General features: G+C 45.5%; 14 protein-coding genes. 5 read left to right on the forward strand and 9 right to left on the reverse strand.

The window, feature by feature from the left end:
* The first annotated feature begins 8 nt into the window (after window positions 1-8).
* The gene (locus tag EGI32_RS21205; RefSeq protein ID WP_303626653.1) at window positions 9-434 is read left to right on the forward strand and encodes a hypothetical protein; all 426 of its coding nucleotides are present in this window, start codon (window positions 9-11) and stop codon (window positions 432-434) included.
* Here EGI32_RS21205 and ileS read toward each other — a convergent pair.
* A complete protein-coding gene (gene ileS, locus EGI32_RS14225; protein WP_255156032.1) occupies window positions 395-3934 on the reverse strand; it encodes an isoleucine--tRNA ligase in 3540 nt (1179 codons plus the stop codon). The two genes, EGI32_RS21205 and ileS, sit on opposite strands and share 40 nt — an antisense overlap.
* Window positions 3935-4407: 473 nt before the next feature.
* Here ileS and EGI32_RS14230 point away from each other — a divergent pair, with 473 nt between their 5' ends.
* On the forward strand, window positions 4408-4869 hold the full coding sequence (locus tag EGI32_RS14230; protein WP_255156033.1) for a PepSY-like domain-containing protein: 462 nt from the start codon (window positions 4408-4410) through the stop codon (window positions 4867-4869).
* A gap of 343 nt (window positions 4870-5212) precedes the next feature.
* Here EGI32_RS14230 and EGI32_RS14235 read toward each other — a convergent pair whose 3' ends face one another.
* Window positions 5213-7588 carry a TonB-dependent receptor gene (locus tag EGI32_RS14235; RefSeq protein WP_255156034.1) on the reverse strand — a complete coding sequence of 792 codons (2376 nt, stop codon included), beginning with the start codon at window positions 7586-7588 and terminating at the stop codon, window positions 5213-5215.
* Window positions 7589-7701: 113 nt separating this feature from the next.
* Entirely contained in the window at window positions 7702-8643 is a 942-nt protein-coding gene (locus tag EGI32_RS14240) for an AraC family transcriptional regulator (protein ID WP_255156035.1), read from the reverse strand.
* A 378-nt stretch (window positions 8644-9021) separates the two neighbouring features.
* On the opposite strand from EGI32_RS14240, the gene gyrB reads away from it, so the two are divergent.
* A complete protein-coding gene (gyrB, locus tag EGI32_RS14245) occupies window positions 9022-11001 on the forward strand; it encodes a DNA topoisomerase (ATP-hydrolyzing) subunit B (protein WP_255156036.1) in 1980 nt (659 codons plus the stop codon).
* A gap of 225 nt (window positions 11002-11226) precedes the next feature.
* A complete protein-coding gene (locus tag EGI32_RS14250; RefSeq protein ID WP_255156037.1) occupies window positions 11227-11427 on the forward strand; it encodes a hypothetical protein in 201 nt (66 codons plus the stop codon).
* A 93-nt stretch (window positions 11428-11520) separates the two neighbouring features.
* On the opposite strand, the gene EGI32_RS14255 is transcribed toward EGI32_RS14250, so the two are convergent.
* From EGI32_RS14255 to mfd, 3 genes are all read right to left on the reverse strand, one after another.
* Complete coding sequence (locus EGI32_RS14255) at window positions 11521-11682, reverse strand: hypothetical protein (protein WP_255156038.1); 162 nt, start codon at window positions 11680-11682, stop codon at window positions 11521-11523.
* Window positions 11683-11714: 32 nt separating this feature from the next.
* On the reverse strand, window positions 11715-14150 hold the full coding sequence (locus tag EGI32_RS14260) for a hypothetical protein (RefSeq protein WP_255156039.1): 2436 nt from the start codon (window positions 14148-14150) through the stop codon (window positions 11715-11717).
* Between the two features lie 178 nt (window positions 14151-14328).
* On the reverse strand, window positions 14329-17790 hold the full coding sequence (gene mfd, locus EGI32_RS14265; protein WP_255156040.1) for a transcription-repair coupling factor: 3462 nt from the start codon (window positions 17788-17790) through the stop codon (window positions 14329-14331).
* Window positions 17791-18027: 237 nt separating this feature from the next.
* On the opposite strand from mfd, the gene EGI32_RS14270 reads away from it, so the two are divergent.
* The gene (locus EGI32_RS14270) at window positions 18028-18780 is read left to right on the forward strand and encodes a ferredoxin--NADP reductase (protein WP_255156041.1); all 753 of its coding nucleotides are present in this window, start codon (window positions 18028-18030) and stop codon (window positions 18778-18780) included.
* A gap of 210 nt (window positions 18781-18990) precedes the next feature.
* Here the strand turns inward: EGI32_RS14270 and EGI32_RS14275 are convergent, their stop codons facing one another.
* From EGI32_RS14275 to EGI32_RS14285, 3 genes are all read right to left on the reverse strand, one after another.
* Window positions 18991-20862 carry a hypothetical protein gene (locus EGI32_RS14275; protein ID WP_255156042.1) on the reverse strand — a complete coding sequence of 624 codons (1872 nt, stop codon included), beginning with the start codon at window positions 20860-20862 and terminating at the stop codon, window positions 18991-18993.
* 213 nt (window positions 20863-21075) lie between these two features.
* Window positions 21076-22542, reverse strand: a complete 1467-nt coding sequence (locus EGI32_RS14280) for a glycine--tRNA ligase (RefSeq protein ID WP_255156043.1) — start codon at window positions 22540-22542, stop codon at window positions 21076-21078.
* Window positions 22543-22697: 155 nt separating this feature from the next.
* Window positions 22698-22859, reverse strand: a complete 162-nt coding sequence (locus EGI32_RS14285; protein WP_255156044.1) for a hypothetical protein — start codon at window positions 22857-22859, stop codon at window positions 22698-22700.
* Window positions 22860-24491: the final 1632 nt, after the last annotated feature.

The raw sequence follows: 24491 nt of genomic DNA on the forward strand, positions 1-24491 counted from the left end.
CTGGTTTTTTGGGTGCTACAGCCACAGGTTTTTTCGCCACAACTTTCGCAACAGGTTTAGCAATTGGTTTCGCTACTGGCTTTGCAGTCTTCGAAACCGGTTTAACAACTGGTTTAGCCGATTTTTTAACCGGAACTGGTTTGGCAACCGCTTTTGCAGCAGGCTTGGCGGCTTTTTTCGGAGCTGGCTTAGCAACAGGTTTTACCACTTTTTTCGGAGCAGGCTTGGCTACCGCCTTTTTAGGGGCTGGTTTGGGAGCAGGTTTCGCCGCTTTTTTCGCTGGCGCTGCTTTTTTTACCGGTTTCGGAGCAGGTTTGGCTGCTTTTTTTGGGGCCGGTTTTGGAGCTGGCTTTTTGGTTGCTGCTTTAGCTGCTGGTTTTTTGGTTGCCATATACTACTCGCTTTTTTTTAAAACATTCAGTGTTAAGGGATAATCGTTTACTTCAATTTGAATGCCAGTTGCCAGATGGGGTACAAATTCAAGGGTATCTGCCAAAATTTCGCGGCAAATATAATCTTTAAATTCAATTAATGAAGGTTGCAGGTCAGCATTTTCGTTTATCGTCACGATTATACGGTCTGTAAGCTCAAATCCACTGTCTTTGCGTATATTCTGCACCCTGTTTACGAATTCCCGGGCATTCCCTTCGCTTTTCAGCTCAGGGGAGATCACGATGTCGAGGGCAACGGTAAGCGATCCTTTGCCCGCAATTTCAAAGCCCGGTATCTCATCGGTGATGATCTCCAGGTCTTCGCTGTTTATGACAATCGGCTCCTCGCCATTGGCAACTGCCTCACTATTAAGTACATAATCTCCTTTCTGTACCTGTTCGATCAACGTATTATCGAATTTTTCTATTTCTCCGGCAGCCCATTTCATTTTTGCTCCCAGTTTTTTACCCAATGTCTTGAAGTTGGCTTTCGCTTTCTTACGGATGAAATCATTGTCGGCTGACAGGATATCCACTTCCTTGATATTGGTTTCCGCTTTGATGATCTCTTCCACCAGCCTGATATTTTCAGCCATTCCGGCATCCATCGCCGGGATAAACACCTTCTGCAATGGCTGGCGAACCCTGATATTCACCTTTTTGCGCAGCGACAATACCAGCGAAGACGCATCCTGTGCCAGCTGCATCCTTTTTTCCAGTCCTTCATTGATGAACGCCTCATCCGCTTTAGGGAAATAAGCATGGTGCACCGAAGCGGTATCAAAACGATGGGTCACTTCATTGAGATTATTGTATAACCAGTCAGCAAAGAACGGCGCTACCGGGGCTATCAGCCTGCTCAACGTTTCCAGGCATTCGTACAGGGTCTGGTAAGCTGATATTTTATCGTGCTCGTATTCACCTTTCCAGAACCGGCGGCGGCAAAGGCGCACATACCAGTTGCTCAGGTGGGTATCCACAAATTCTTCGATGGCACGGCCGGCTTGCGTAGGCTCGTAGGCATCAAAATTTTCGGTCACGTTCTTGATAAGCGTGTTGAGGGAGGACAAGATCCACTGATCTATTTCCGGCCTTTCGCCGAGCGGTATATAACTTTCTTTGAAAGAAAATTTATCTACGTTGGCATACAGCGCAAAGAACTGGTAAGTATTATATAGTGTACCAAAGAATTTGCGTTGCACTTCCTTAATGCCGTCTTCGTCAAATTTCAGGCTATCCCATGGTGATGCATTGGTGATGAGGTACCAGCGGGTGGCATCGGCACCGTAACTATTGATAGTGGCAAACGGATCGATCACATTGCCGAGGCGCTTGCTCATTTTGTTACCGCTTTTATCCAGCACCAGGCCATTGCTCACTACATTTTTATACGCTACGCTGTCAAACAATAGCACAGCCAGGGCATGGAGGGTATAAAACCAGCCTCTTGTCTGATCCACCCCTTCGGCGATAAAATCAGCCGGGAAATTCTGCCTGAACGTCTCTTTATTTTCAAAAGGAAAATGCCATTGTGCATAAGGCATGGCGCCACTGTCGAACCAAACGTCTACCAGGTCGGGCACACGATAAAAAATTTCATTATTTTCGAACAAACATATACTGTCTGCAAAAGGTTTATGTAAATCAATTTCTTTATCCTCAATTTTTTCTAGATATTGACTAAGAATCTCATCAGGCACATATTTAATCATAAGATGATTGAAGCCTAATATTACATTTCCATATTTAACCTGATCAAATAAAGATCTACCAATATTAGGGATACTCATGTTTAAATGCCTAGCCTGTAAATTGGGTTCTTTAGCCAATTGTTCCAAATCCCCTTGATGTTTTATAATAGCATCGGTGAACTTTGAATTTAGTAAAAAGCCTTTTTCTTTTAATTCCTCTACAGAACCAATGCATAATTCTCGTTTTGAAACTTGTGATTTCCATATCGGCAGTGGGGTGCCCCAAAAACGGCTACGACTTAAGTTCCAATCTACCATATTTTCCAGCCAATTGCCAAAGCGACCGGTACCGGTACTTGCGGGTTTCCAGTTGATTGTTTTATTTAGTTCTACCATTCTATCCTTTACAGCGGTAGTTTTGATAAACCATGCATCAAGAGGATAATATATTATAGGTTTATCAGTTCGCCAGCAATGCGGATAATTATGTTCATATTTTTCAACTTTGAATGCACGATTTTCCTTCTTTAGTCTTACAGAAATATCAATATTGACATCTGTATAATCAGGATCATCTGTATAATCTTTCACATAACGTCCGCTAAATTCACCTACACCACCTACAAATCGCCCTTGTTTATCTACTAGCGTCAGTATTCCCAAATTATTGACTTTGCCAACCTTAAAATCATCTGCGCCAAAAGCAGGTGCAGTGTGCACGATACCGGTACCATCATCAGTAGTTACAAAGTCTCCAACAATTACCTTGAATGGTTCAGCACCTGGAGTAATTGTCTGAATTTGTTCAAGGCTATTGGCTTCAAAAGGCATTAACTGATAATAGGTGGCGCCTTCGATATCTTTTCCTTTGAATTCGGTAATGATCTTCCATGGAACAGCTTTGTCGCCTTCTTTATATGCTGCAAAATCTGTATTCTCATTATCCGCTTTGAAATATTTAGATACCAGGTTTTGGGCCAGTACTAAATTATTCGGCAGGTAAGTATATGGGTTAAATGTTTTTACCAATACATAATCGATGTTCGGTCCTACCGTGAGCCCGAGGTTGGAAGGCAATGTCCATGGGGTGGTGGTCCAGGCCATGAAAAACAATTCTTCATTGTTTACCGCATCAAAAAGGAATGTTGTTTTGTCGCTGTGCACAGCTTTAAACATCACTACGGCGCTCGTATCTTTTACATCTTTATATGTACCTGGCTGGTTCAGCTCGTGCGAGCTAAGGCCGGTACCCGCTGCCGGTGAATAAGGCTGTATGCTCACACTTTCATAGAGGTAGCCTTTTTTGTATAATTCGCTCAGGCACCACCAGAGTGTTTCTATATAGTTATTTTCAAAGGTAACGTAGGGTTTGTCCAGGTCTACCCAGTAACCCATCTGTTTGGTGATCTCATCCCACTTGTCTTTATACTGCATCACCACTTCGCGGCATTTCTTATTATAATCTTCTACGGATATCTTTTTACCGATATCTTCTTTGGTGATGCCCAGCAGTTTTTCAACGCCCAGTTCTATCGGAAGGCCATGGGTATCCCATCCGCCCTTGCGTTTTACCTGGAAACCCTGCATGGTTTTGTAACGGCATACGAGGTCCTTCAGCGTACGGGAGATCACATGGTGAATACCCGGCATACCATTGGCACTTGGCGGGCCTTCAAAAAATACGAAGGGCGTGTTTCCCTCGCGGATATCGACACTTTTCTGAAAAGCTCCTGTTTCATTCCATTTGGTCAGTACCTGGCTGCTGATATCGGGTAAATTGAGTTGCTGGTATTCCTTGTATGTAGACGACATGTGAAAATTCTCCTTTATACTGTTTAATAAGTGCGCAAAGGTAATAAAAAACCTTGGGGGTTTTGCTTAACAAACCTCAGGGGTTTCCCTCAACCCCGAAGGTTGAAAGAAACCCTCCGGGGTTTCCCCTTTAACCCCGGAGTGTTTGGACTAAAACGCCCGGAGGTTGAAAGAAAACCTCCGGGGTTGTAAGCCCCATGGTTTGATTTTTATCAACAAAAACCAACTTTGGGCTTTAATTTGTTACATATAATATGGTTACAGGTTATCGGAATTGAAACCCGGACTTTTCTGAAACCGGAAGTTTTTTAAGCACTTTGAAGTTCAGGCAATTAACATAAAATGTGGAAAAACGGAACGTAATTTTTTTTCTAAAACATTTGCGGTTTTCCACATTTCGGATTCTTTGGCATAGTATTCGTAAATATCCAAAACGAAAACAAAAACAGATTATCCAATTAAAACATGAATGTATGAAAAATGCTTTTTTAATACTATGTGCAGGTCTAATGTTGAGCGTTTCCGCCAATGCACAAACCAAGAAGAAAAAAACTACAGAGCCTAAAGTTGTTGTTCCTGAAAATATCAATTCTTCTTTCGCCAGCGCAAATGCAGGTGTAGAAAACAGCAAATGGAGCAAAAACTACACTGGTAATTATGTTGCCAGTTTCACCAATACTTCCAGCCTTCAACAGAGCGCAGAATACAATGCAAAAGGTGACCTGGTAAAAACTACCACCACGTATGATATAGCTGCTTTGCCTGCAAATATCACCACTGCATTGCAGAATGGTTATTCAGATCTGAAAGTTACAGAAGCATCAAAAGTAGAAGTACCTGGTGTAACGCCTTTTTATAAAGTAAAAGTTGAAAACGGCGAAACAAAAAAACAAAAAACATTACTGATCAGTGAAGAAGGGTCGATCACTGAATAAAGATTTTGCTGGTTTAGGGTTTTATTAGGGTAAAACGGGGGTAATCTTACTCCCGTTATTTTAAATTATTACATTTTCCTTTTCCTATATAAGAATCTCGTAGAAACACGGTTCCGTTTTAAAATTCAATCCCAAAGAAGAAGAGAATGCACCTCTGAAGCATCACTTTACTTCAAACACAAGCACAAAAAAAGCCCCGGAACTCCGGGGCTTTTTTTATTTCTGTTGCTTTTTTCTGTGCAGTCAACCTGATCATATTACCATTTGCCAGGAAAATATGCGGATAAACAAGCCGGTAAACATTTTATTTTTAGGATTTTTATCGCTGCAGCTTATTCAATCATCAGAGTTTTATCGCGATCGTTCCAATTACCTGCCTTGGTGCAATAGGATTGATGCTATAGTTTTCATGAACATAATAATTGTATGTGTTAAACAGGTTGGAAACCTTTGCCAGCAGCGAGATACGGCTGAAAGTATATCCTGCGGAAATATCTACGGTAGTAAAACCATCCACCGGAATCAACCTGGAATAGGTTTGCACCTGCTGTTGCGTATTGTTCCAGCCTCCAAAACGTTTGCCGGTGTAAAAAGCAGCCGCACCGATCTTAAGCCCTGTCACTTTTCCTTTCTGGAAAGTGTAAAATATGCTGCTGTTGGCTGTATGCGCCGGAGTGTTTACCAGTCTTTCCCCTTCAATATAATTTCCCTTACCTGGTTTGATATCGGTATAACGCATGTTGTTATAGCTGTAGCCTGCCAATATATTCAATCCTTTCACAGGCTGGCTGCTGATGTCGAGTTCAATACCATCGCTGGTTGTTTCACCAACCAGTTCTTTAAGCGCAGTATTATTATTAGGGGTTATGCCATCTGCTGCAAATTGAGCAGTCTGGGCCAGGTTATTATTGATGATCTTGTAAAAAGTAAGGTTAGCCGATAATTTCCCTTTAAAAAAATCATTCTTGATACCGATCTCATATTGGTCGATGATGGAAGGCGATAATGCGTTGTTAAAAACATCGGTTCCGGAATTGACTGAGAAGGAATTTGCATAACTGGCAAATACCGACATGATGGGCGAGGGCTTATATACCAGGCCTACACGCGGCGAAAATGCGTCGTCTTTTTTACGGATGCCTTTTGCTATGCTGTCTTTTAGCAGGTAAGTGGTGGTCACGGGGCGTGATTCCTGCTGCGACCAACGCAGGCCGGCCAGTAATTTGAATTTTGCTGAAAGGCTGATCAGGTCCTGGACATATATGCCCATACGGTTAAGTGGCGTTTGTGCCTTTGTAACTTTATTGGCTGCCGGGATATCCGTGCGCTGTACAAATTTGCCGGGATTCAGGATATTTAAAGAATCATACAATGTAGGATTGTTGAAAGTGAATGAAGTGGTGCTGTAATTGTCAGCATCTACGCCCGCCAGCAAGGTGTGTACTATCTTTCCGGTATTGAACTTTCCCTTCAGGTCAACCTGGCCGATCACATAGTTTTCGGTCGATAATATTTTATTAAGCGGGCGGCCCCAGTCGCCGTCGGCATCCGCCTGGATCCTTTCGGTAGAGTAATAATCTCTCTTATATTGTTGGTAAGAACCAGTAAAGTTTATGTTCCAGTTATTATTCAGGTCATGTTTAACGGTCGCTGTAGCCGTGGTTTGTTTAGCTTTATTATATTGCCAGGATGTGCCAAAAAATGCAGATCGTGGTACATCGGCAATCTTTGTATTATTGAGTGACCCGATCCCAAAATCTGGCGTGAAATCAGTATCCAAATAATCGGCCTGCAACAATAATTCCGTCCTTTTGCCAAGTTTAAACAGTACGGAAGGATTTATATAAAAACGTTTTGACTGTACCTTGTCCCTGTAACTATCCGCTCTTTCGTAAGTACCGTTTACGCGAAAGGCGATTGTTTTCGATAGCGGGCCATAAACATCAAAGGATGGTTTGATCAATCCATAACTTCCGGAACGGATAGAAAATTCGCCACCATAGTTAAACTTCGGCTGTTTGGTAACCATATTTATAATACCACCCGGCGATACGTTTCCGTATAGTATGGCGGCACTGCCTTTCAATATCTCTACTTTTTCCAGCGAACTTACTTCCGGCATCACACCGCTATTAACTCTCGATCCATTCTTAAACATATTGGTGCTTGAAAAAGCATATCCACGGGCCGAAAAGCTTTCCTGCGTGCTGCCGCGGGTAGTGGAAAGATATACGCCGTTCACATTTTTGATCACATCGCTGAGGCGCTGCGACTGCTGGTCGCGGATCACCGTTTGGCCAATGACAGCAATACTTTGCGGCAGATCCATCGGGTTGATATTTACTTTTCCAACCGATACCGGTTGTGCATTCAACCCTTTTTTTGCACTCACAATAACTTCTTCCAGTTCCTGTGCATTTTCTGATAAAATAAAATTCAAGACAGCTGGTCCAGCTCCTGAAAAGTCGACTGTTTTTTCCTGGGTCTTTAATCCCACAAAAGAAACTACGATCGTTGATTTTCCGCCGGAGATATTTGTCAATGAATAATTTCCTTTTGAATCACTATGTGTTGTATTGCCATTTTGCCCTTTCACCTGGACATTTACCATGGCAGCTTTTTGCCCGTCGCTGGTGGTTATTGTGCCGGTGATGCTGTTTTGAGCAGTTGAAATAAAGCCTGAAAATAAAAATCCGATAAGCAGTAATAATTTTCCCATGATCCCGAGGTTTTTTTAATGAGGATGCAAAGGAACAACAGCCTTCCTGATCAAAAGTGCCGTATCCGGAAAAGCGCTTACGCAAGCGGTAAAAGATCAGAAAAAATAGCCGGTTAGTGGATCAGCAACTCGCAAGGCTTGATGCCTGTATGCTTTTTGAAAGCGGTACTGAAATGGGAAATGGAAGAGTAGCCAAGCAGTAAGGAAACTTCGGTTACGCTAAGCCCTTTATCGTACAAAAGATACTTCGCATGTTCCATGCGCTGGCTCTGGTAGAAGTCGAAAATGGTGGTACCGAAAATTTCTTTGAACCCTTTTTTCAGGTAACATTCATTGATGGCCACTTTACGGCTCAAGGCCTTGATGGTGATAGGTTCGCCGATGTGTTGCAATAATATTTCCCTTGCTTTGATGATCTTTTCCCTGTCGGCTTCGTTTGCCAGGAACTTGCAGGTGAAAGAGCTTTCTACTTTTTCGCCGAGCATACAATCCATACTGTACAGCAGGAGGATCTGCGTCTGTGCGTTGATGAAAATATTTTCGAGCGTATCGGTGTAAGTGTGGTTCAGGAGTGCTTCGATCGCCATCCTTGTTTTTCCGCAAAGCGGCAGCATCTTACTGAAAGAAGTGGTGTGCTTGAATGATAACACATTGTCGGTAAGGCTGGTAGGAGAGTGGTGCGCTTTCGCAAACTGGTGCAGGTAATTAGCTGAAAAACTGAAGCTGAGTACATCCACACTGTCCACTTTTTCGATACAGCTCTTGCTTTTATTCAGTTTGCAATAATCACATTCCGATTCTTTCTGACGGCAGTAAACGTTGCCGCTGACGCAAAAACGGAGTTCCAGATAATTCTGCTCAGGGTCATTTTTTGCATAATGGTACACCAGTACGCCGGTATCTTCAATGTTCCACTGCGGCTGTTTTTTATATCGGGTGATGCCATAGCGTACGGAACCCGGAACGTTGCGGACAACTTCCTGCAGCGTTTCGATCTCTTCCTGCATGAAGGGTTGCTTACGCGCCAGTGATAATATGCTGAGTGGTTGATACATTGAAAAATTTCGATGCAAATATACGACAAGGATTCGAATAAACAAATCGATGTTTAAACTCGAATAGTGAATGGTGAATGGTGAATAGTGAAATCTTTGAGGTTTTCACTTTATCCGGAAGTGTTTTAAACCCTCATTGCCGCCATATGGCTCCAAGACCAACGGCGAAGTATTGTCCAATGCCAAAAGTGAAGGGAGGTTGTTTTTCTCTCAGAGAAACCTCCGTTTACTCTTGTTCTCCGCGGTAGAGTTTTCGTTAAGAAATTGTTCACAAAATCTCCTTCAAATAGACCGTTTAGCACTAGGTTAACCCGCCTATTTTCGTTACATTTGCAGGAATGTCGGGTTCCGACATGTCTTAAAGGTTTTAAAGTATTTATGAGCAACGAAACAGAAGAAATCCTAGCCCAGGCAAAAGGCAATTACAGTGCCGACAGTATCCAGGTTTTAGAAGGTTTAGAAGCAGTCCGCAAACGTCCCGCGATGTATATCGGCGATATCAGTATCAAGGGGTTGCATCACCTTGTATACGAGGTGGTGGATAACAGTATCGATGAGGCATTGGCCGGCTATTGCAAAAACATTTTTGTCACCATCAATGAAGATAATTCCATCACCGTACAGGATGATGGACGCGGTATCCCTACCGGCATGCACACCAAAGAAAACAGGAGTGCACTGGAAGTGGTAATGACCGTGCTTCACGCCGGTGGTAAATTCGATAAAGGATCTTACAAAGTATCCGGTGGTCTTCACGGGGTGGGGGTGAGTTGCGTAAATGCACTCAGTACCAAACTGCATGTGACCGTAAACCGGGAGGGCAAGAAATTCGAGCAGGAATACGGCATCGGTATCCCGAAATATCCCGTAAGGGAGATCGGTACCAGCGAAACAACCGGTACTACCGTTCAGTTCTGGCCCGATGGCACCATTTTCACCACTACCGAGTATGTTAAGGATATCCTGGAAGGCCGTTTGAAAGAACTGGCATTTCTGAACCGTAAGCTGAGCATCACACTTACCGACCTGCGTGAACTGGATGATAACGGAAAAGCCTATACCAGGAATTTTTACAGCGAAGGCGGTATTGAAGAATTTGTAGCGCAGATCGACAAGAATGCCAACAGGCAGCCATTGATACCACAGGTGATCTATTGCGATGGCCATGATGAAAAAAGCAACGTAGCGGTAGAAGTAGCGATGATCTACAACGCCAGCTACCAGGAGCATATCTTCAGTTATGTAAATAATATCAATACCATCGAAGGTGGTACGCATGTAGCGGGTTTCCGCAGGAGCATCACCCGTGTTTTCAAAAGTTACGGCGAAAAACAGGGGATGTTTGAAAAAGCGAAAGTGGCTATTGAGGGCGACGATTTCCGCGAGGGGATCAGTGCCATCATTTCGGTGAAAGTGCCGGAACCGCAGTTTGAAGGCCAGACTAAAACCAAGCTGGGTAACAGTGAAGTGATGGGTATCGTGGATACCACTTTGAGCCGGGTATTGGAAGCATACCTGGAAGAAAACCCGAAAGATGCCAAAACCATCATACAAAAAGTGATACTGGCCGCACAGGCCCGTGCCGCAGCTAAGCGTGCACGTGATATGGTGCAGCGCAAAAGCGTATTAGTAGGTGGTGGATTGCCGGGTAAACTGGCAGATTGTTCCGATAAAGATCCGGGAAAATGTGAGCTGTTCCTTGTCGAAGGGGATTCGGCGGGTGGTACGGCGAAGCAGGGCCGCGACCGAAGCTTCCAGGCTATCCTGCCGCTACGTGGTAAGATACTCAACGTGGAAAAAGCAATGGAGCACAAGATCTACGACAATGAGGAGATCAGGAACATGTTTACCGCCCTTGGCGTTAAGATCGGTACGCCGGAAGATCCGAAAGCGTTGGATACATCAAAACTGCGTTACCATAAGCTGATCATCATGACGGATGCCGACGTGGATGGTAGCCATATCGCCACGCTGATCATGACCTTTATCTTCCGTTATATGAAAGAGCTGGTAGAACAAGGGTTCGTATATATTGCGCAGCCACCGCTTTACCTCATAAAAAAAGGAAAAGACCAGGAATATGCCTGGACGGATGCAGAACGTAAGGCGTTGATCCAGCAATTTGGACAAGGGAAAGATGATAGCGTAAATACGCAGCGATATAAAGGTTTGGGTGAAATGAACGCAGAACAGTTATGGGAAACCACTATGAACCCGGTAACCCGTACCTTGAAGCAGATAACCCTCGATAGCCTTACCACGGCTGATGGCGTGTTCAGTATGCTGATGGGAGATGAAGTACCGCCAAGGCGCGAATTCATTGAAAGTCATGCTAAATATGCTAAAATAGATGTGTAACAGATAAGAGTGACGATTTATATTATATGAGAAGAGCCCGGAAACCCCGGGCTCTTCTCATATAATAATATGTATTATTTCGGTAAAAAGCCCGATTTTATATATTATAAATTAACCAAATATTTACCTATTTTACAGCTAATTTTGGTGATACCAATAAATTTAGTAGCTTGTACTTGTATTACGGTTCATTGACCATATTTATAAACTATAAATTCGATTAAAATGAGTAACATGTTAACAGCTTATTGCATGAAAACAAAGGAAAAAAACGTTCCGATGCAGGATGCAGTGATCACTAAGACTTCTCGTGGTGGCTATATGGCGCAGGGTCACGATGGAAAAGGAAACAAAATGACAACCATGCTTGCTGAAGCTAAAGCATTGCAGGCCGTAAAAGACGGAGTCGCAAAGAAAAGCTGGTAATTCAGTTATAAACTAATTGCGGAAGCCACCCATTGGGTGGCTTCTTTATTTGCAGTAGTCAACTCATGGGAGTAGACAACTCCCATGAGTTGACTACTCGACGATCTTCTGTATATATAACAGCTTTCCATCAGCCATGATACCGGTTACAATCACCCGGAATTTTTTGCTGTTGTCGGAATTGTAAAATGAGATGGGGATCGTCTGCGAACACTTCTTACTGTTCAGGTAAGGGATAGGTGTTTTAAAAGCCAAAATGGCTTCAGAAAATCTGAAGCCATTTCGGTCTATTCAATTATTTTTTCCATGTAAAGCAACTTGCCCTCGGCGTTCATACCGGTAAGGGTTACACGAAACTTTTTCGCATGGTCACTGTTGTAAAATGGAATGCGTAGCGTCTTGTTTTCGGCGCTGGTTTCCAGGTAGGGGTTCCAGTAAAGTGTGGTGCGGTTATCGGGTACGGCCTTATTATTGTTTACAGAATAATCGGGCGAAAAGAATTCTTTTACAGTGGCATAACCTTCTATGCTGAGAGAAGATAAATTGTCTCTTGGACTGGCTAAGATATCGCCTCCTTTTCTTGTGAAAATTGCCAGTACACCACCGGCGCCACCACCTTCAGCCCCTACGAAGCCACTACCGCGGATCTGCACCACAGCAATATCACGCATCGGGATGGTAGCAGCATAATAAGTGTCGGACTGTACGCCATCGATGAAAATGGTCATGGGCAACAAGCCTCCGGCAAGGCTCCTGGTAGCACGGTAGTTGATAAAGTATTCCGAACCGCTGCCGCTGATACTGAGGCTGCTTTCCCTTCCTTTGAGGTACTCGAAAACATTGCGGTAAAAACCTGATTCAGGGTAGGTGATAAAATCAAGCGTTTTACCGTAACCGGTAGAGAATAAACCAGTAAGGTAACGTTGCTGTACGATGCTTGTTTTGCTTTTTGCTTTTACAGAAGCAAGCCTTATTTCCTGCAGCGATATCAATCTTTTTTCATCGTCCTGCGAAAGCCTCGCCAGCGAACTTCCATACAATTCTTTTACCGTGGATGAAATGCCCGGCACAGATGAAATGTCGCCTACAGGTTTTATTTCTCCATAGATCGGGCGAGGCGCTGCAACAAAAAGTTTCGACAATGGAAGGTTGTACATGCTCAACGAAATACTTTTGTTTTTGGCAGTATTCAGCTGAAAACTCATTTTTGCTGAATCCTGGAAGATCATTCCGGGAATTTTGAAATCACCTTTTTCGTCAATATGCACAGTAAAGAATTCATTGGAAGAATCTTTGCTGCTCATAAATACATTCATATCCGCATTCGTCACCATCACATTGTTCCTGGGCGCATAATAGGCTTTGCCGTATGCAGAAATATAGTTTTCGTCTTTATACGACAATCCCGGGAAGTTTTTGCTGATGATCTGCGCCCAGCTGAAATTTCTCCACCCGTTCGTCATCATCACCAAATCAAGGTATTCCCTGCTTTCCTGGTTGTCATTTTCAAAATAATACAACGGGTTGTGGATATAACCTTTGATGTCATTCGTCAGCATCAGCCTGCTGATAATATTTTCCCTGTTGTCTGTCGGTATCTCACGATCAACGTCAGTAACCGATACAGAATATGTTCCGGGGATGCTGTCTTCCACGGTGAAGGAGAATGAATTTTTTTTGCGTTCCACCAGCGACACCGTATCTGCTTTAAAGATTCCCTTCACCAAAAATTCATTGTTGCCGACAAATAACATACGCTCTGCCAGTGGCTGATCTTCTTTATTAAACACAGTGAGCTGCAGGATCCCCGAAGGCAACGTAGCAAGTGGCAGCTGGCCTTTTACGAGCATGCCCGCACTGGAAAGATCCTGGCGAAAAAGAACGGTATTTTCCATCACGCCAAGAAGATAGGCGGGACGTTGGTTATCGTTGCTGACTTTTTCTTTATTGACAATGAAGAATTTTTTGTCGCCAGCTGTCTGTATCATCAGCGAAAAGCCGGAAATTTTTACCGCAGGTAAAGCGATCTTTTGCATGCCTCCGGGGAAATTGCAAATAGCTGTATAAGACTGATCGGGTTGTGGGATGAAAGCAAATTTTCCCATTCCGTCGTGCACTGTTTTAAATATGGCTACATTGTTACCTTCACGGTCAACGACCTCACCTTCACAATAAACTGGCGTGCCATACTGATCCGACATCTTAAACGCGACCACAGCCGGTAAACCTGCCACCATGTTTCCCCCTTCGGGTAAAAAATAAGCCCGTGTCTCCGCTGCACTGCTCTTAGCTATAGCCTTTGAAGGATTGAAAACCTGTAATTGTTTTTCGTAAAAAAAGATATTGCCGAAATTCTGCATACGCCTGGTATAGGCTCTTACCGTGTAATTCATCTGTGGCAGATCCTTGTCGAGATCAAAATTGCCTACAGCGCTGCCCGCCAATACAGGCAGTATTTTTCGGCTGATCACCCTGCCCGAATCGTTCAGCAACTCCACATTCAGCGAAGTACTGTAAAACGAAGGGGACACACCTGCAAACAGGTAGGCTTTGAACCAGACGGTTTCCCCGGCTACATAATTATCCTTATCGTAATGGAAATAGATGCTTTCGCGGGTATAATCTTTTTTTACTGACTCAAGATCTTTTTCAGGCGTTTGTGCCAGCACACTGGAAGAAAATATAGAAGCCGACAGTAATGTGGTTAGCAGGCACTTTAGCATAGCAGGGTTTTTAGTCGCGTAAATTTATGGATTTTAAGGCTAGATAGCTGCTTTGCAATGCAGTAAGGAAGTTAAATTTTTCCTGCTATTAACCTGAGCTTGTTCAAGAGGCAGTTTCATGGAAGACAGGCGTGTATTCGACAGGCTCAGGCAGACAATCTTAAAGTAACCCTGCACCCTAAACCCTAAACTCTAAACTTTTCTTCATCTTGCTCAAAAACCTCCACAGCGTATCCATATCCCTCACATCTTCCACTACCAGTATGCCGTTTTTGCCCACCTGCTTGAGTTTGGCTTTGTTGGTGGCCGTTTGTAAAAACTGCAGGATGCCATTGAATGTATCGCTTTGGAAATAAGGACTGTCGGGGTTGCTCACAAAAAAACATTTCAACGTTTCATTTTTCAGGAACATCTTTTCAAAGCCGAGTTCTATGGCTGTCTCACGGCAACGGATAGTCGTAAACAGGTCTTCCACTGGCTGCGGAACAGGCCCGAAGCGATCTTCCATTTCCTGGTGAAATGCGGTCAGTTCATTTTCTGTTTCACAATTATCCAGTCGGGTGTAAAGGCTCAGCCTTTCGGTGATGCTTTCTACATAACTGTCAGGGATCAGTATTTCGAGATCGGTATCGATCGTGCAATCTTTTACAAAATCATCCTGCTGCTGTATCTCTTCCCTGAAGAGGTCTTTGAATTCGTTTCGTTTCAATTCTTTGATGGCTTCATCCAATATCTTCTGGTACATTTCAAAACCTATTTCGGCAATGAAGCCGCTTTGTTCGCCGCCCAGCATATTGCCCGCTCCGCGGATGTCGAGGTCACGCATTGCTATCTGGAAGCCGCTTCCAAGGTCGCTGTATTGTTCCAGTGTGCTCAGCCTTTTCCGGCTGTCGGGAGGCAGTGTGCTCATCGGCGGCGCCAACAGGTAACAGAAAGCTTTTTTATTGCTGCGCCCAACGCGTCCACGCAGCTGGTGCAGATCGCTCAGCCCAAACTGGTGTGCATTGTTGATGATGATGGTATTTACATTCGGGATATCCACACCGCTTTCCACGATATTGGTACAAACCAGTACATCGTATTTCTTTTCCATGAAATCGAGGATAGTATCTTCCAGCTGATCGCCTTCCATTTGCCCGTGGGCATACGCGATGCTTACATCGGGGCAAAGCCCCTGGATCAGCCCTTTCATTTCTGCCAGGCCTTTCACGCGGTTGTGGATGAAGAAAACCTGTCCGCCTCTTTCCGTTTCATAATAGATCATATCGCGGATGGCATCTTCGTTGAAGACCATCACTTCAGTCTGTATCGGCTGCCTGTTGGGTGGTGGGGTATTGATGATGCTGAGGTCGCGGGCGCCCATCAGGCTGAATTGCAGCGTTCTTGGGATAGGCGTTGCCGTTAGTGTGAGGCTGTCTACGGTTGTGCGTAATAATTTCAGTTTTTCCTTAGCGGATACACCAAATTTCTGTTCCTCATCAATGATCATCACACCGAGGTCCTTGAACTTCACGCCACTGCCGAGCAATGCGTGGGTGCCCACTATGATATCGATCTTTCCTTCTTCCAGTTTTTTGAGTGTTTCTTTTTTCTCTTTCGCCGATTTGAAGCGGTTGATGAAATCCACCGTTACCGGAAAATCTTTCAATCGTTCGCCGATCGTTTTGTAATGCTGGTAAGCGAGGATGGTGGTAGGAACGAGTATGGCGGCCTGTTTGCCATCACATACCGATTTGAAAGCGGCACGGATGGCCACTTCCGTTTTGCCAAACCCAACATCACCGCACACGAGCCTGTCCATCGGCGCTTCTTTTTCCATGTCCCGTTTCACATCTTCACTGGCTTTGGCCTGGTCGGGAGTGTCTTCGTAGATGAAACTTGCTTCCAGCTCCGTCTGCATATAATTATCCGGGCTATGCGCAAAGCCTTGCTGGCTCTTACGTTGAGCGTATAGTTTTATCAGGTCGGTAGCGATATCTTTTACCTGCTTTTTTGTTTTTTCTTTCAGCTTGCTCCACACATCGCTTCCGAGTTTGTTCATTTTCGGAATGCTTCCCTCCTTGCCGCTGTACTTGCTGATCTTGTGCAGCGATGAGATATTCACATACAACAGATCACCATCCTTGTATTGTATCCTCACCGCTTCCTGCATGCGGCCGTTGGCTTCTATCTTCTGTAATCCACTGTACACGCCCACTCCGTGATCGATATGGCTCACATAATCTCCCGGCTGAAGTTCGCGGAGTGTTTTCAGCGTAAGCGCCTTGTTCTTGCTGAAAGCCTGTTTTACCTTGTATTTATGATATCGTTGAAAAACCTGGTGATCGGTATAACAGATCAGTTTCAGGTCGTCGTCAATAAATCCCTGGTGGATGGAAACCGGTATGGGCGTCACTTGTATCTCCGCCTTCAGATCGGTGAAGATGGTGTGTAAACGTTCGAGCTGCTTGGGATTATCAGCAAAAATGAAAATGTTGTACTGCTGCGCTTCGTATTCCTGCAGGTTTTTTATCAGCAGGTCGAACTGGCGGTTGAAAGCCGGCTGATCTTTTATGTGAAAAGAAAATGTTTTATTCTCATCAAAATACGATTTGTTCCCGATCTCAATGATATGCCGTAACCTTACCTGTTCTTCTATTTCTTTGGCCGAAATAAAATCTTCTTGCCTTACTTCCGTTTTAATATTCAGTTCCCCACTATCATCCGCTGTTGATAAACGGTTGTCAGTGGCCTGTCGCCTGTCGTCTGTCGTTTTAAACGTTTTCAACATCTCCATGAACAGCGAAAGATCTTCTTCCTGCTGCTCAATCTTTTCACGGATAAAATTCCAGTCCTCTGTCCATACTACGGTATTCTCCGGCAGGAAATCCAGCAGTGAAACTTTTTCTCCGGACTCACTTGCTTCGTCGGTGAGTTTATCCACGTTGGGGATGATGCTTACCTGCAACAATTTCCGTTCGCTCAACTGGCTTTCGGGATCGAAGATGCGGATGCTGTCTACTTCATTGCCAAACAATTCAATCCTGTAGGGCTTCTCGTTTCCGAAGGAATAGATATCGAGGATACCACCACGAACGGCAAACTGGCCGGGCTCATACACAAAATCAGTCCGCACAAAACCATACTCCACAAATTTCTGAAGCATGCCCGTCACGTCCAGCTCATCGGCCTGCTTGATACTGATGATATTATCCGATAGGGTTTTGGAAAGCACTACTTTTTCAAATAATGCTTCTGCATGCGTAACGATGATCTTTTTGGCCCCCTCCCGGCCTCCCCCAAAGGAGGAGGAGAGGCGTGTAAGCGCTTCGGTCCGAAGCATCACGTGACTGCTGTTGAGCAGCTGGTAATTTTTCTTGTTTTTAAAAGAAGAAGGGAAATAAAAGATGTCTAACGCGTTGGTGATATTTTCAAAAGAATTATGAAAATAAGCCGCTTCTTCAGCGTCGCGTAAAATGACGAGGTGATTGGTTTGCGCCGTAACCGGTTGTAAAAAAACGGATGCCAACACAAATTGCGAAGCGCTGCCGTGAAGCCCTTTCAGGTGCAGGTGCTGAGGTTTGGACAAAGTGATCCCGTTCGCTATCTGTAAACAGCGTTCGTCGTTTTTGTAAAAATTCAACAACACATCCAGGTTCATCCGGCCGCAAAGATAGTGAATGGTGAATAGTGAATGGTGAAACCTTCGTTACTTTTTGATGAAAAGCTACGCCTGTTTGAATTGTTGTACTACTATTTTATAAGATTTCTTTCAGCCCTGTCGGGGCTAAGGAGCCGCTGACGGGTTTACTAAACTTCTAACCCCTAAACCCCTAAACCTACCTCCTAATCCCTAATCTCTAAACCTTTTTAACTAACTTAGTTAAAACTACTCCATATGGCCCTTCAACCCTGGCGCACCGGGCGTGTAATAAAGATCGAGCAGCAGGCACCCGCCACCCGCCGTTTTTTTATCCAGATACCCGAGCTGGAAGTATTCGATTATCAGCCGGGGCAATTTGTTACGCTCGACCTGCCGATACACGAGAAGCCCAACAAACGCTGGCGAAGCTACTCCATTGCCAGCTGGCCCGATGGGAGTAATATTTTTGAGCTTTGCATCGTATTGCTGGAAGATGGGGTGGGGACGCAATACCTGTTTAATGAAGTAGAAGAGGGAAGCGAGATACAGCTGCGTGGGCCCGTTGGAGTTTTCACCATGCCCGACCCGATCGATAAAGACCTGTTTCTGATCTGCACCGGCACCGGTATAGCGCCGTTCAGGAGCATGCTGCATTACATCAAACTGCACAATATTCCGCATAAGAGTGTTTATCTTTTATTTGGTTGCCGTACCAAAAACGACCTGCTTTATTTCGACGAGTTGAAAGAGCTCAGCGACAGTATGCCCAACATTCACTACCTGCCTACGCTCAGCCGCGAAGACTGGGAAGGGCCTACCGGTTACGTACACACGCTGTATGAAATGATCGTGAAAGAGAATATGGAAACCGGTGAAGACGGGCAGTTACATCCGAGGCCGGCTAATTTCTATTTGTGTGGCTGGAAGAATATGATCGACGATGCCAAACTGAGGATACTGGAACTGGGGTACGACAGGAAGTGTATTCACCAGGAATTGTATGGGTAACCCCTAAATCCCTGAAGGGGACTTTGACCGGAGCGCAAAAACCCCGGAGGTTTTCAAAACCTCCGGGGTTTGGCCTTAGTACAGCGGCGGCGAGGAACGAAGCAATCGCTACGCCTTTATAATTTATATCACGAAGCAGATCATTATTCTACTGTTTATTGATCAGTGCACGCAGATCAACGCAGTTAAAAGTAACAGGAAAACAAATCGTTAACTCTCCACCTGCAATTTTTCAACCAGCCCATCCAGCACCGAAGTATCCAATTGATTTTCCCTGAAGAGGTTTATAGTGGTTTGAAGGTATTCCAGTACTTCCGCTTTTGTTTTATAGCTCTGCACGGCATTCGGGTAAAAATAATTGTCTACAACTTTCCGGCAGGTAGCTTCATAAAATTTCTTCGTATTCACCCGGTCTTTTGCTGCCACACAAACCCTCGCCAGTAATTCGTACCGGCGGATGTGATCGGCATCATAAGCAGGTAATTGGTCAATTGCTTTCTGTAGCCATTTTTTTGCCTCGGCATATTGTTTTTTTTCTGCGTAATGATATACCAGCAAAGCATAAGCAACTGCAAAAGCCTGATCACCATCGTAGGAAGTTATTTTTTCATCGCTCAGCACAGGGTGAAATGTATTTGCAAGAAAATCTTCCAGGCCTTTTGCTTCCAGCCTCTTTACGGCAGAGTCGGATGTGAAGCTGGTGGGTACCAGTTTTCGAACGATGCCTTGCATCAGCAGGTTGTCTTCAAAATAATCGTAGAACGAAGTAAAATAGATCGGCCTTGAGTTGCTGTTGTCTGCTGCTATGTTAAGAAGCAGGAGGTCGTTCATCGGCAGGTACGATTGCAGCTTTATATTTATTGCCGAAGTGGCCGTGGCTTTCTTTTGCAGGAAGCCCGCAGCTTTACCCAATGGAAATGAAAATTGTTTTACCGGTACACTGGCATAACCCACCGATGCTTCTCCCTGGTAAATATTTTCAAGCGGGAACTGTCTTTCATAGATCATCTTTTCCAACGTGGCAAAAGAAACAGAAGACGGCCCTTGATACTCTTTATTTTCGAGACAATAAACTACGTCGCCGGTAGCCTTTTCGTAAAAGCGGACAGGCGTGGTGATCTTTACGCTCATTTTTCTCCTGAGCATTTCCAGGTATATGGGCAGGCCCAGCAGGGAAGAATTGATCACAGCAATATCTTTGCGGTAACCTTCTTTTTCCTGTATGTACCAAAGCTGGTAAGTATCGTTGTCGCTGAAAGAAAACAGGATGGCGTTGCTGTCGCAGGAATTGAGGTAGTTTCTGGCCTGCACCCGGTAAGGTTCGTCGAGCGTTATCTGATCGATGAAATGGCGGGCCTCTTTTTCCCTGTCGGCAAACATCATCTGCATATAACCATGCATGTTTTCATTAAAAACTTTCAGGTGTGCATTTCCCACCAGTAAGCCGAACGCAGGGTTCCTTTTTTCCACCACCTGCAAGGTGGAGATACTTTTTTCAATATTGTATAATGCTTTATTTATTCTTTCTGCAGAAGGTATTTCTGTTCGGCCCAGCATGCGCTGAAGCGTATCGCCTTTTTCTTCGGCGCCGCCGGATTGATACCAAAGATAGGTGCTGGCGTAGGATGAATACGCCCGGGACAAACCTTCCAGCATGGTATCGGATAGATTTTGTGCGCTACCAAAATCCCTGATCATATCGCTGTTCCAGCCATTGTAGCCGTAATAGCGGCATCGCTCGAAGGAGTAAAAAGAAATATCATTTAAAAATCCGGCAACTTTTTTCTCCGGGTCTTCGGCCGGGGTTGTTCCGTAAGTATCGGACAGGTCGGAATATGTTTTGGAAGCGATCGGCCAGAAGAGGTGTTCATTCAGCAGGCTGTCGGACTTAAGGCGGTGCACCTGTTGTACATACCAGCCATCTTTCTTTTTGGAAAAGCTGGTGTAATTGTCGTATTCGTCGGTGGCGGTATAGTGGGTGAAGAATTGCCTCAATACTTCGGGATAAGTTGGGAGCGGCGACTGGGCAAAGGAATGGCAGCAAAGGATAGATAAGGTATAGACCAAAAAATATTTCTTCATAGTTAAATATAGAAAAATATTTTGCAAAAGAGGATTGGTTGGTGACGCCTGGCGGGTGACGGGTTGCGGTTTGTATGATCGTTCGCGTAGGTGTCACCGCAGAGAAGGGAGAGAGCAGAGTTTTCGCAGAGAGATGCTATATTTTATCTCTGCGAAAACTCTGCTCTCTCCCTTCTCTGCGGTGGGCGCCTTCCCCTCTAAAAAACTAACCCGCTAACTAATCTTCTCCAGTACCAGCTTCCTCACATCGCTGATCGCAATTCTTTCCTGCCTCATATCATCGCGGTAGCGGATGGTGACCGTATCATCTTCTTTGGTTTGATGATCGATGGTTACGCAAAACGGCGTGCCCACGGCATCCATGCGGCGATAGCGTTTTCCGATGGCATCTTTTTCTTCGTAGAAGCACATGAAATCGCCCTTGCATTCGTTCATCAGTTCTTTCGCTATTTCAGGCAGGCCATCTTTTTTCAACAGTGGCAATATCGCCAGCTTGGTAGGGGCGATCTTTGCCGGGATCTTCAGCACCACGCGGCTGTCTTCCGTACCATCTTCTTTCGTCCATTTTTCTTCTTTGTAAGCCAGGCTCATGATGGTGAGGAAAAGGCGATCGAGGCCAACGGAAGTTTCTACCACAAACGGGGTGTAGTTGCCGTAAGGTTTTCCTTCTTCGTTGAGGTCGTTATCGAAATACTGTATTTTCTTTTTGCTGTACAAGGCATGCTGGCTAAGGTCGAAATCGGTACGGCTGTGGATACCTTCCAGTTCTTTCCAGCCGAAGGGAAATTCAAATTCGATATCGAGTGCCGCGTCGGCGTAATGCGCCAGCTTGGCGTGATCGTGAAAACGTAATTTTTCCGCGGGGATGCCGATGCTCTCGTGCCATTTTTTGCGTTCGTCGCGCCAGTGCTCGTACCACTGTTTTTGTGTGCCGGGACGCACGAAGAACTGCATTTCCATCTGTTCAAAGTCCCGCATGCGGAAGATGAACTGGCGGGCTACGATCTCATTGCGGAAAGCCTTGCCTGTTTGCGCAATACCAAAAGGGATCTTCATCCTGCCGGTTTTCTGCACGTTCAAAAAGTTAACAAAAATACCCTGTGCCGTTTCCGGGCGTAGGTATACGATGTTGTCGCCTTCTTTATCTGCTACTGCGCCAAACTCGGTGGAGAACATGAGGTTGAACTGGCGCACGTCGGTCCAGTTACTGGTCTTGCTCACGGCGCAGGTCATCTTATTATTTTCTATCAGGGCTTTTAGTCCGGCAAAATCATCTTTGGCCAGCAAAGCATCCATGTTTGCAAGCAGTGCTTCGCCATTGGGATTGGTACCGTCCTTTTCGGCGAGCCCTTCTGCAAAAGCTTCTATGAGGTGATCTACGCGGTAGCGTTTGTTGCTATCCTTGTTGTCGATCATCGGGTCGCTGAAATTATCTACGTGGCCGCTGGCCTTCCACACGGTGGGGTGCATGAAGATGGCCGCATCGATGCCCACGATGTTTTCGTTGAGCTGGGTCATACTCTTCCACCAGTAGTCGCGGATGTTCTTTTTGAGCTGGGCGCCGTTCTGGCCGTAATCGTACACCGCCGCAAGGCCGTCGTACACTTCGCTGCTTTGAAAAATGTAGCCGTATTCTTTGCAATGGGCTATGAGTTCCTGGAAAATGTTGGTTTCTGCCATAATGCCGCAAAAGTAAGAAAGTTATGAGTTATAAGTGATAAGTTATGAGGGATAAGTAGGGCAACCACAGCGGCAGAGCGGCATGGCGAGCACAGCGGGGCGGCTTTGCCGCCTTTCCGCGAAGGGAAAACGCCTGCCCGCTGTGTCGCTGTGGTTCAATTCTTCGCCCTCATTTCCACCAGCCACGCCGCTTCCACCACCGCCATCATCCGCGCCTTCCACAGCATCAGTTCGGCTATGAGGTAGCTCCCTTCTATACTGCAGTTGCTCAGGCTGTACTCTACCAGCTCCTGCAGCACCGGCTCCCAGGGGAGCATTTGGGCAAAGGTTTCAACTTCCCTACTCGAATGCCGTGGCGTGGCCTCCTGGCCAGCCACGATTCCATTCTCGATTTGCTACTTCGTTTTATTGACCGGCTGGCGGGGACGCCACGCCGGGGCGACTTACGAGGGGTAATTACTGCTATTATTATTACTAATTTAAAATACTTCCCTTCTTGAACGCCGTGGCGTGGCCTCCTGGCCAGCCACGATTCCATTCTCGATTTGCTACTTCGTTTTATTGACCGGCTGGCGGGGACGCCACGCCGGGGCGACTTACGAGGGGTAATTACTGCTATTATTATTACTAATTTAAAATACTTCCCTTCTTGAACGCCGTGGCGTGGCCTCCTGGCCAGCCACGATTCCATTCTCGATTTGCTACTTCGTTTTATTGACCGGCTGGCGGGGACGCCACGCCGGGGCGACTTACGAGGGGTAATTACTGCTATTATTATTACTAATTTAAAATACTTCCCTTCTTGAACGCCGTGGCGTGGCCTCCTGGCCAGCCACGATTCCATTCTCGATTTGCTACTTCGTTTTATTGACCGGCTGGCGGGGACGCCACGCCGGGGCGACTTACGAGGGGTAATTACTGCTATTATTATTACTAATTTAAAATACTTCCCTTCTTGAACGCCGTGGCGTGGCCTCCTGGCCAGCCACGATTCCATTCTCGATTTGCTACTTCGTTTTATTGACCGGCTGGCGGGGACGCCACGCCGGGGCGACTTACGAGGGGTAATTACTGCTATTATTATTACTAATTTAAAATACTTCCCTTCTTGAACGCCGTGGCGTGGCCTCCTGGCCAGCCACGATTCCATTCTCGATTTGCTACTTCGTTTTATTGACCGGCTGGCGGGGACGCCACGCCGGGGCGACTTACGAGGGGTAATTACTGCTATTATTATTACTAATTTAAAATACTTCCCTTCTTGAACGCCGTGGCGTGGCCTCCTGGCCAGCCACGATTCCATTCTCGATTTGCTACTTCGTTTTATTGACCGGCTGGCGGGGACGCCACGCCGGGGCGACTTACGAGGGGTAATTACTGCTATTATTATTACTAATTTAAAATACTTCCCTTCTTGAACGCCGTGGCGTGGCCTCCTGGCCAGCCACGATTCCATTCTCGATTTGCTACTTCGTTTTATTGACCGGCTGGCGGGGACGCCACGCCGGGGCGACTTACGAGGGGTAATTACTGCTATTATTATTACTAATTTAAAATACTTCCCTTCTTGAACGCCGTGGCGTGGCCTCCTGGCCAGCCACGATTCCATTCTCGATTTGCTACTTCGTTTTATTGACCGGCTGGCGGGGACGCCACGCCGGGGCGACTTACGAGGGGTAATTACTGCTATTATTATTACTAATTTAAAATACTTCCCTTCTTGAACGCCGTGGCGTGGCCTCCTGGCCAGCCACGATTCCATTCTCGATTTGCTACTTCGTTTTATTGACCGGCTGGCGGGGACGCCACGCCGGGGCGACTTACGAGGGGTAATTACTGCTATTATTATTACTAATTTAAAATACTTCCCTTCTTGAACGCCGTGGCGTGGCCTCCTGGCCAGCCACGATTCCATTCTCGATTTGCTACTTCGTTTTATTGACCGGCTG

Source organism: Ferruginibacter sp. HRS2-29 (assembly GCF_024343615.1).
GTDB lineage: Bacteria > Bacteroidota > Bacteroidia > Chitinophagales > Chitinophagaceae > Ferruginibacter.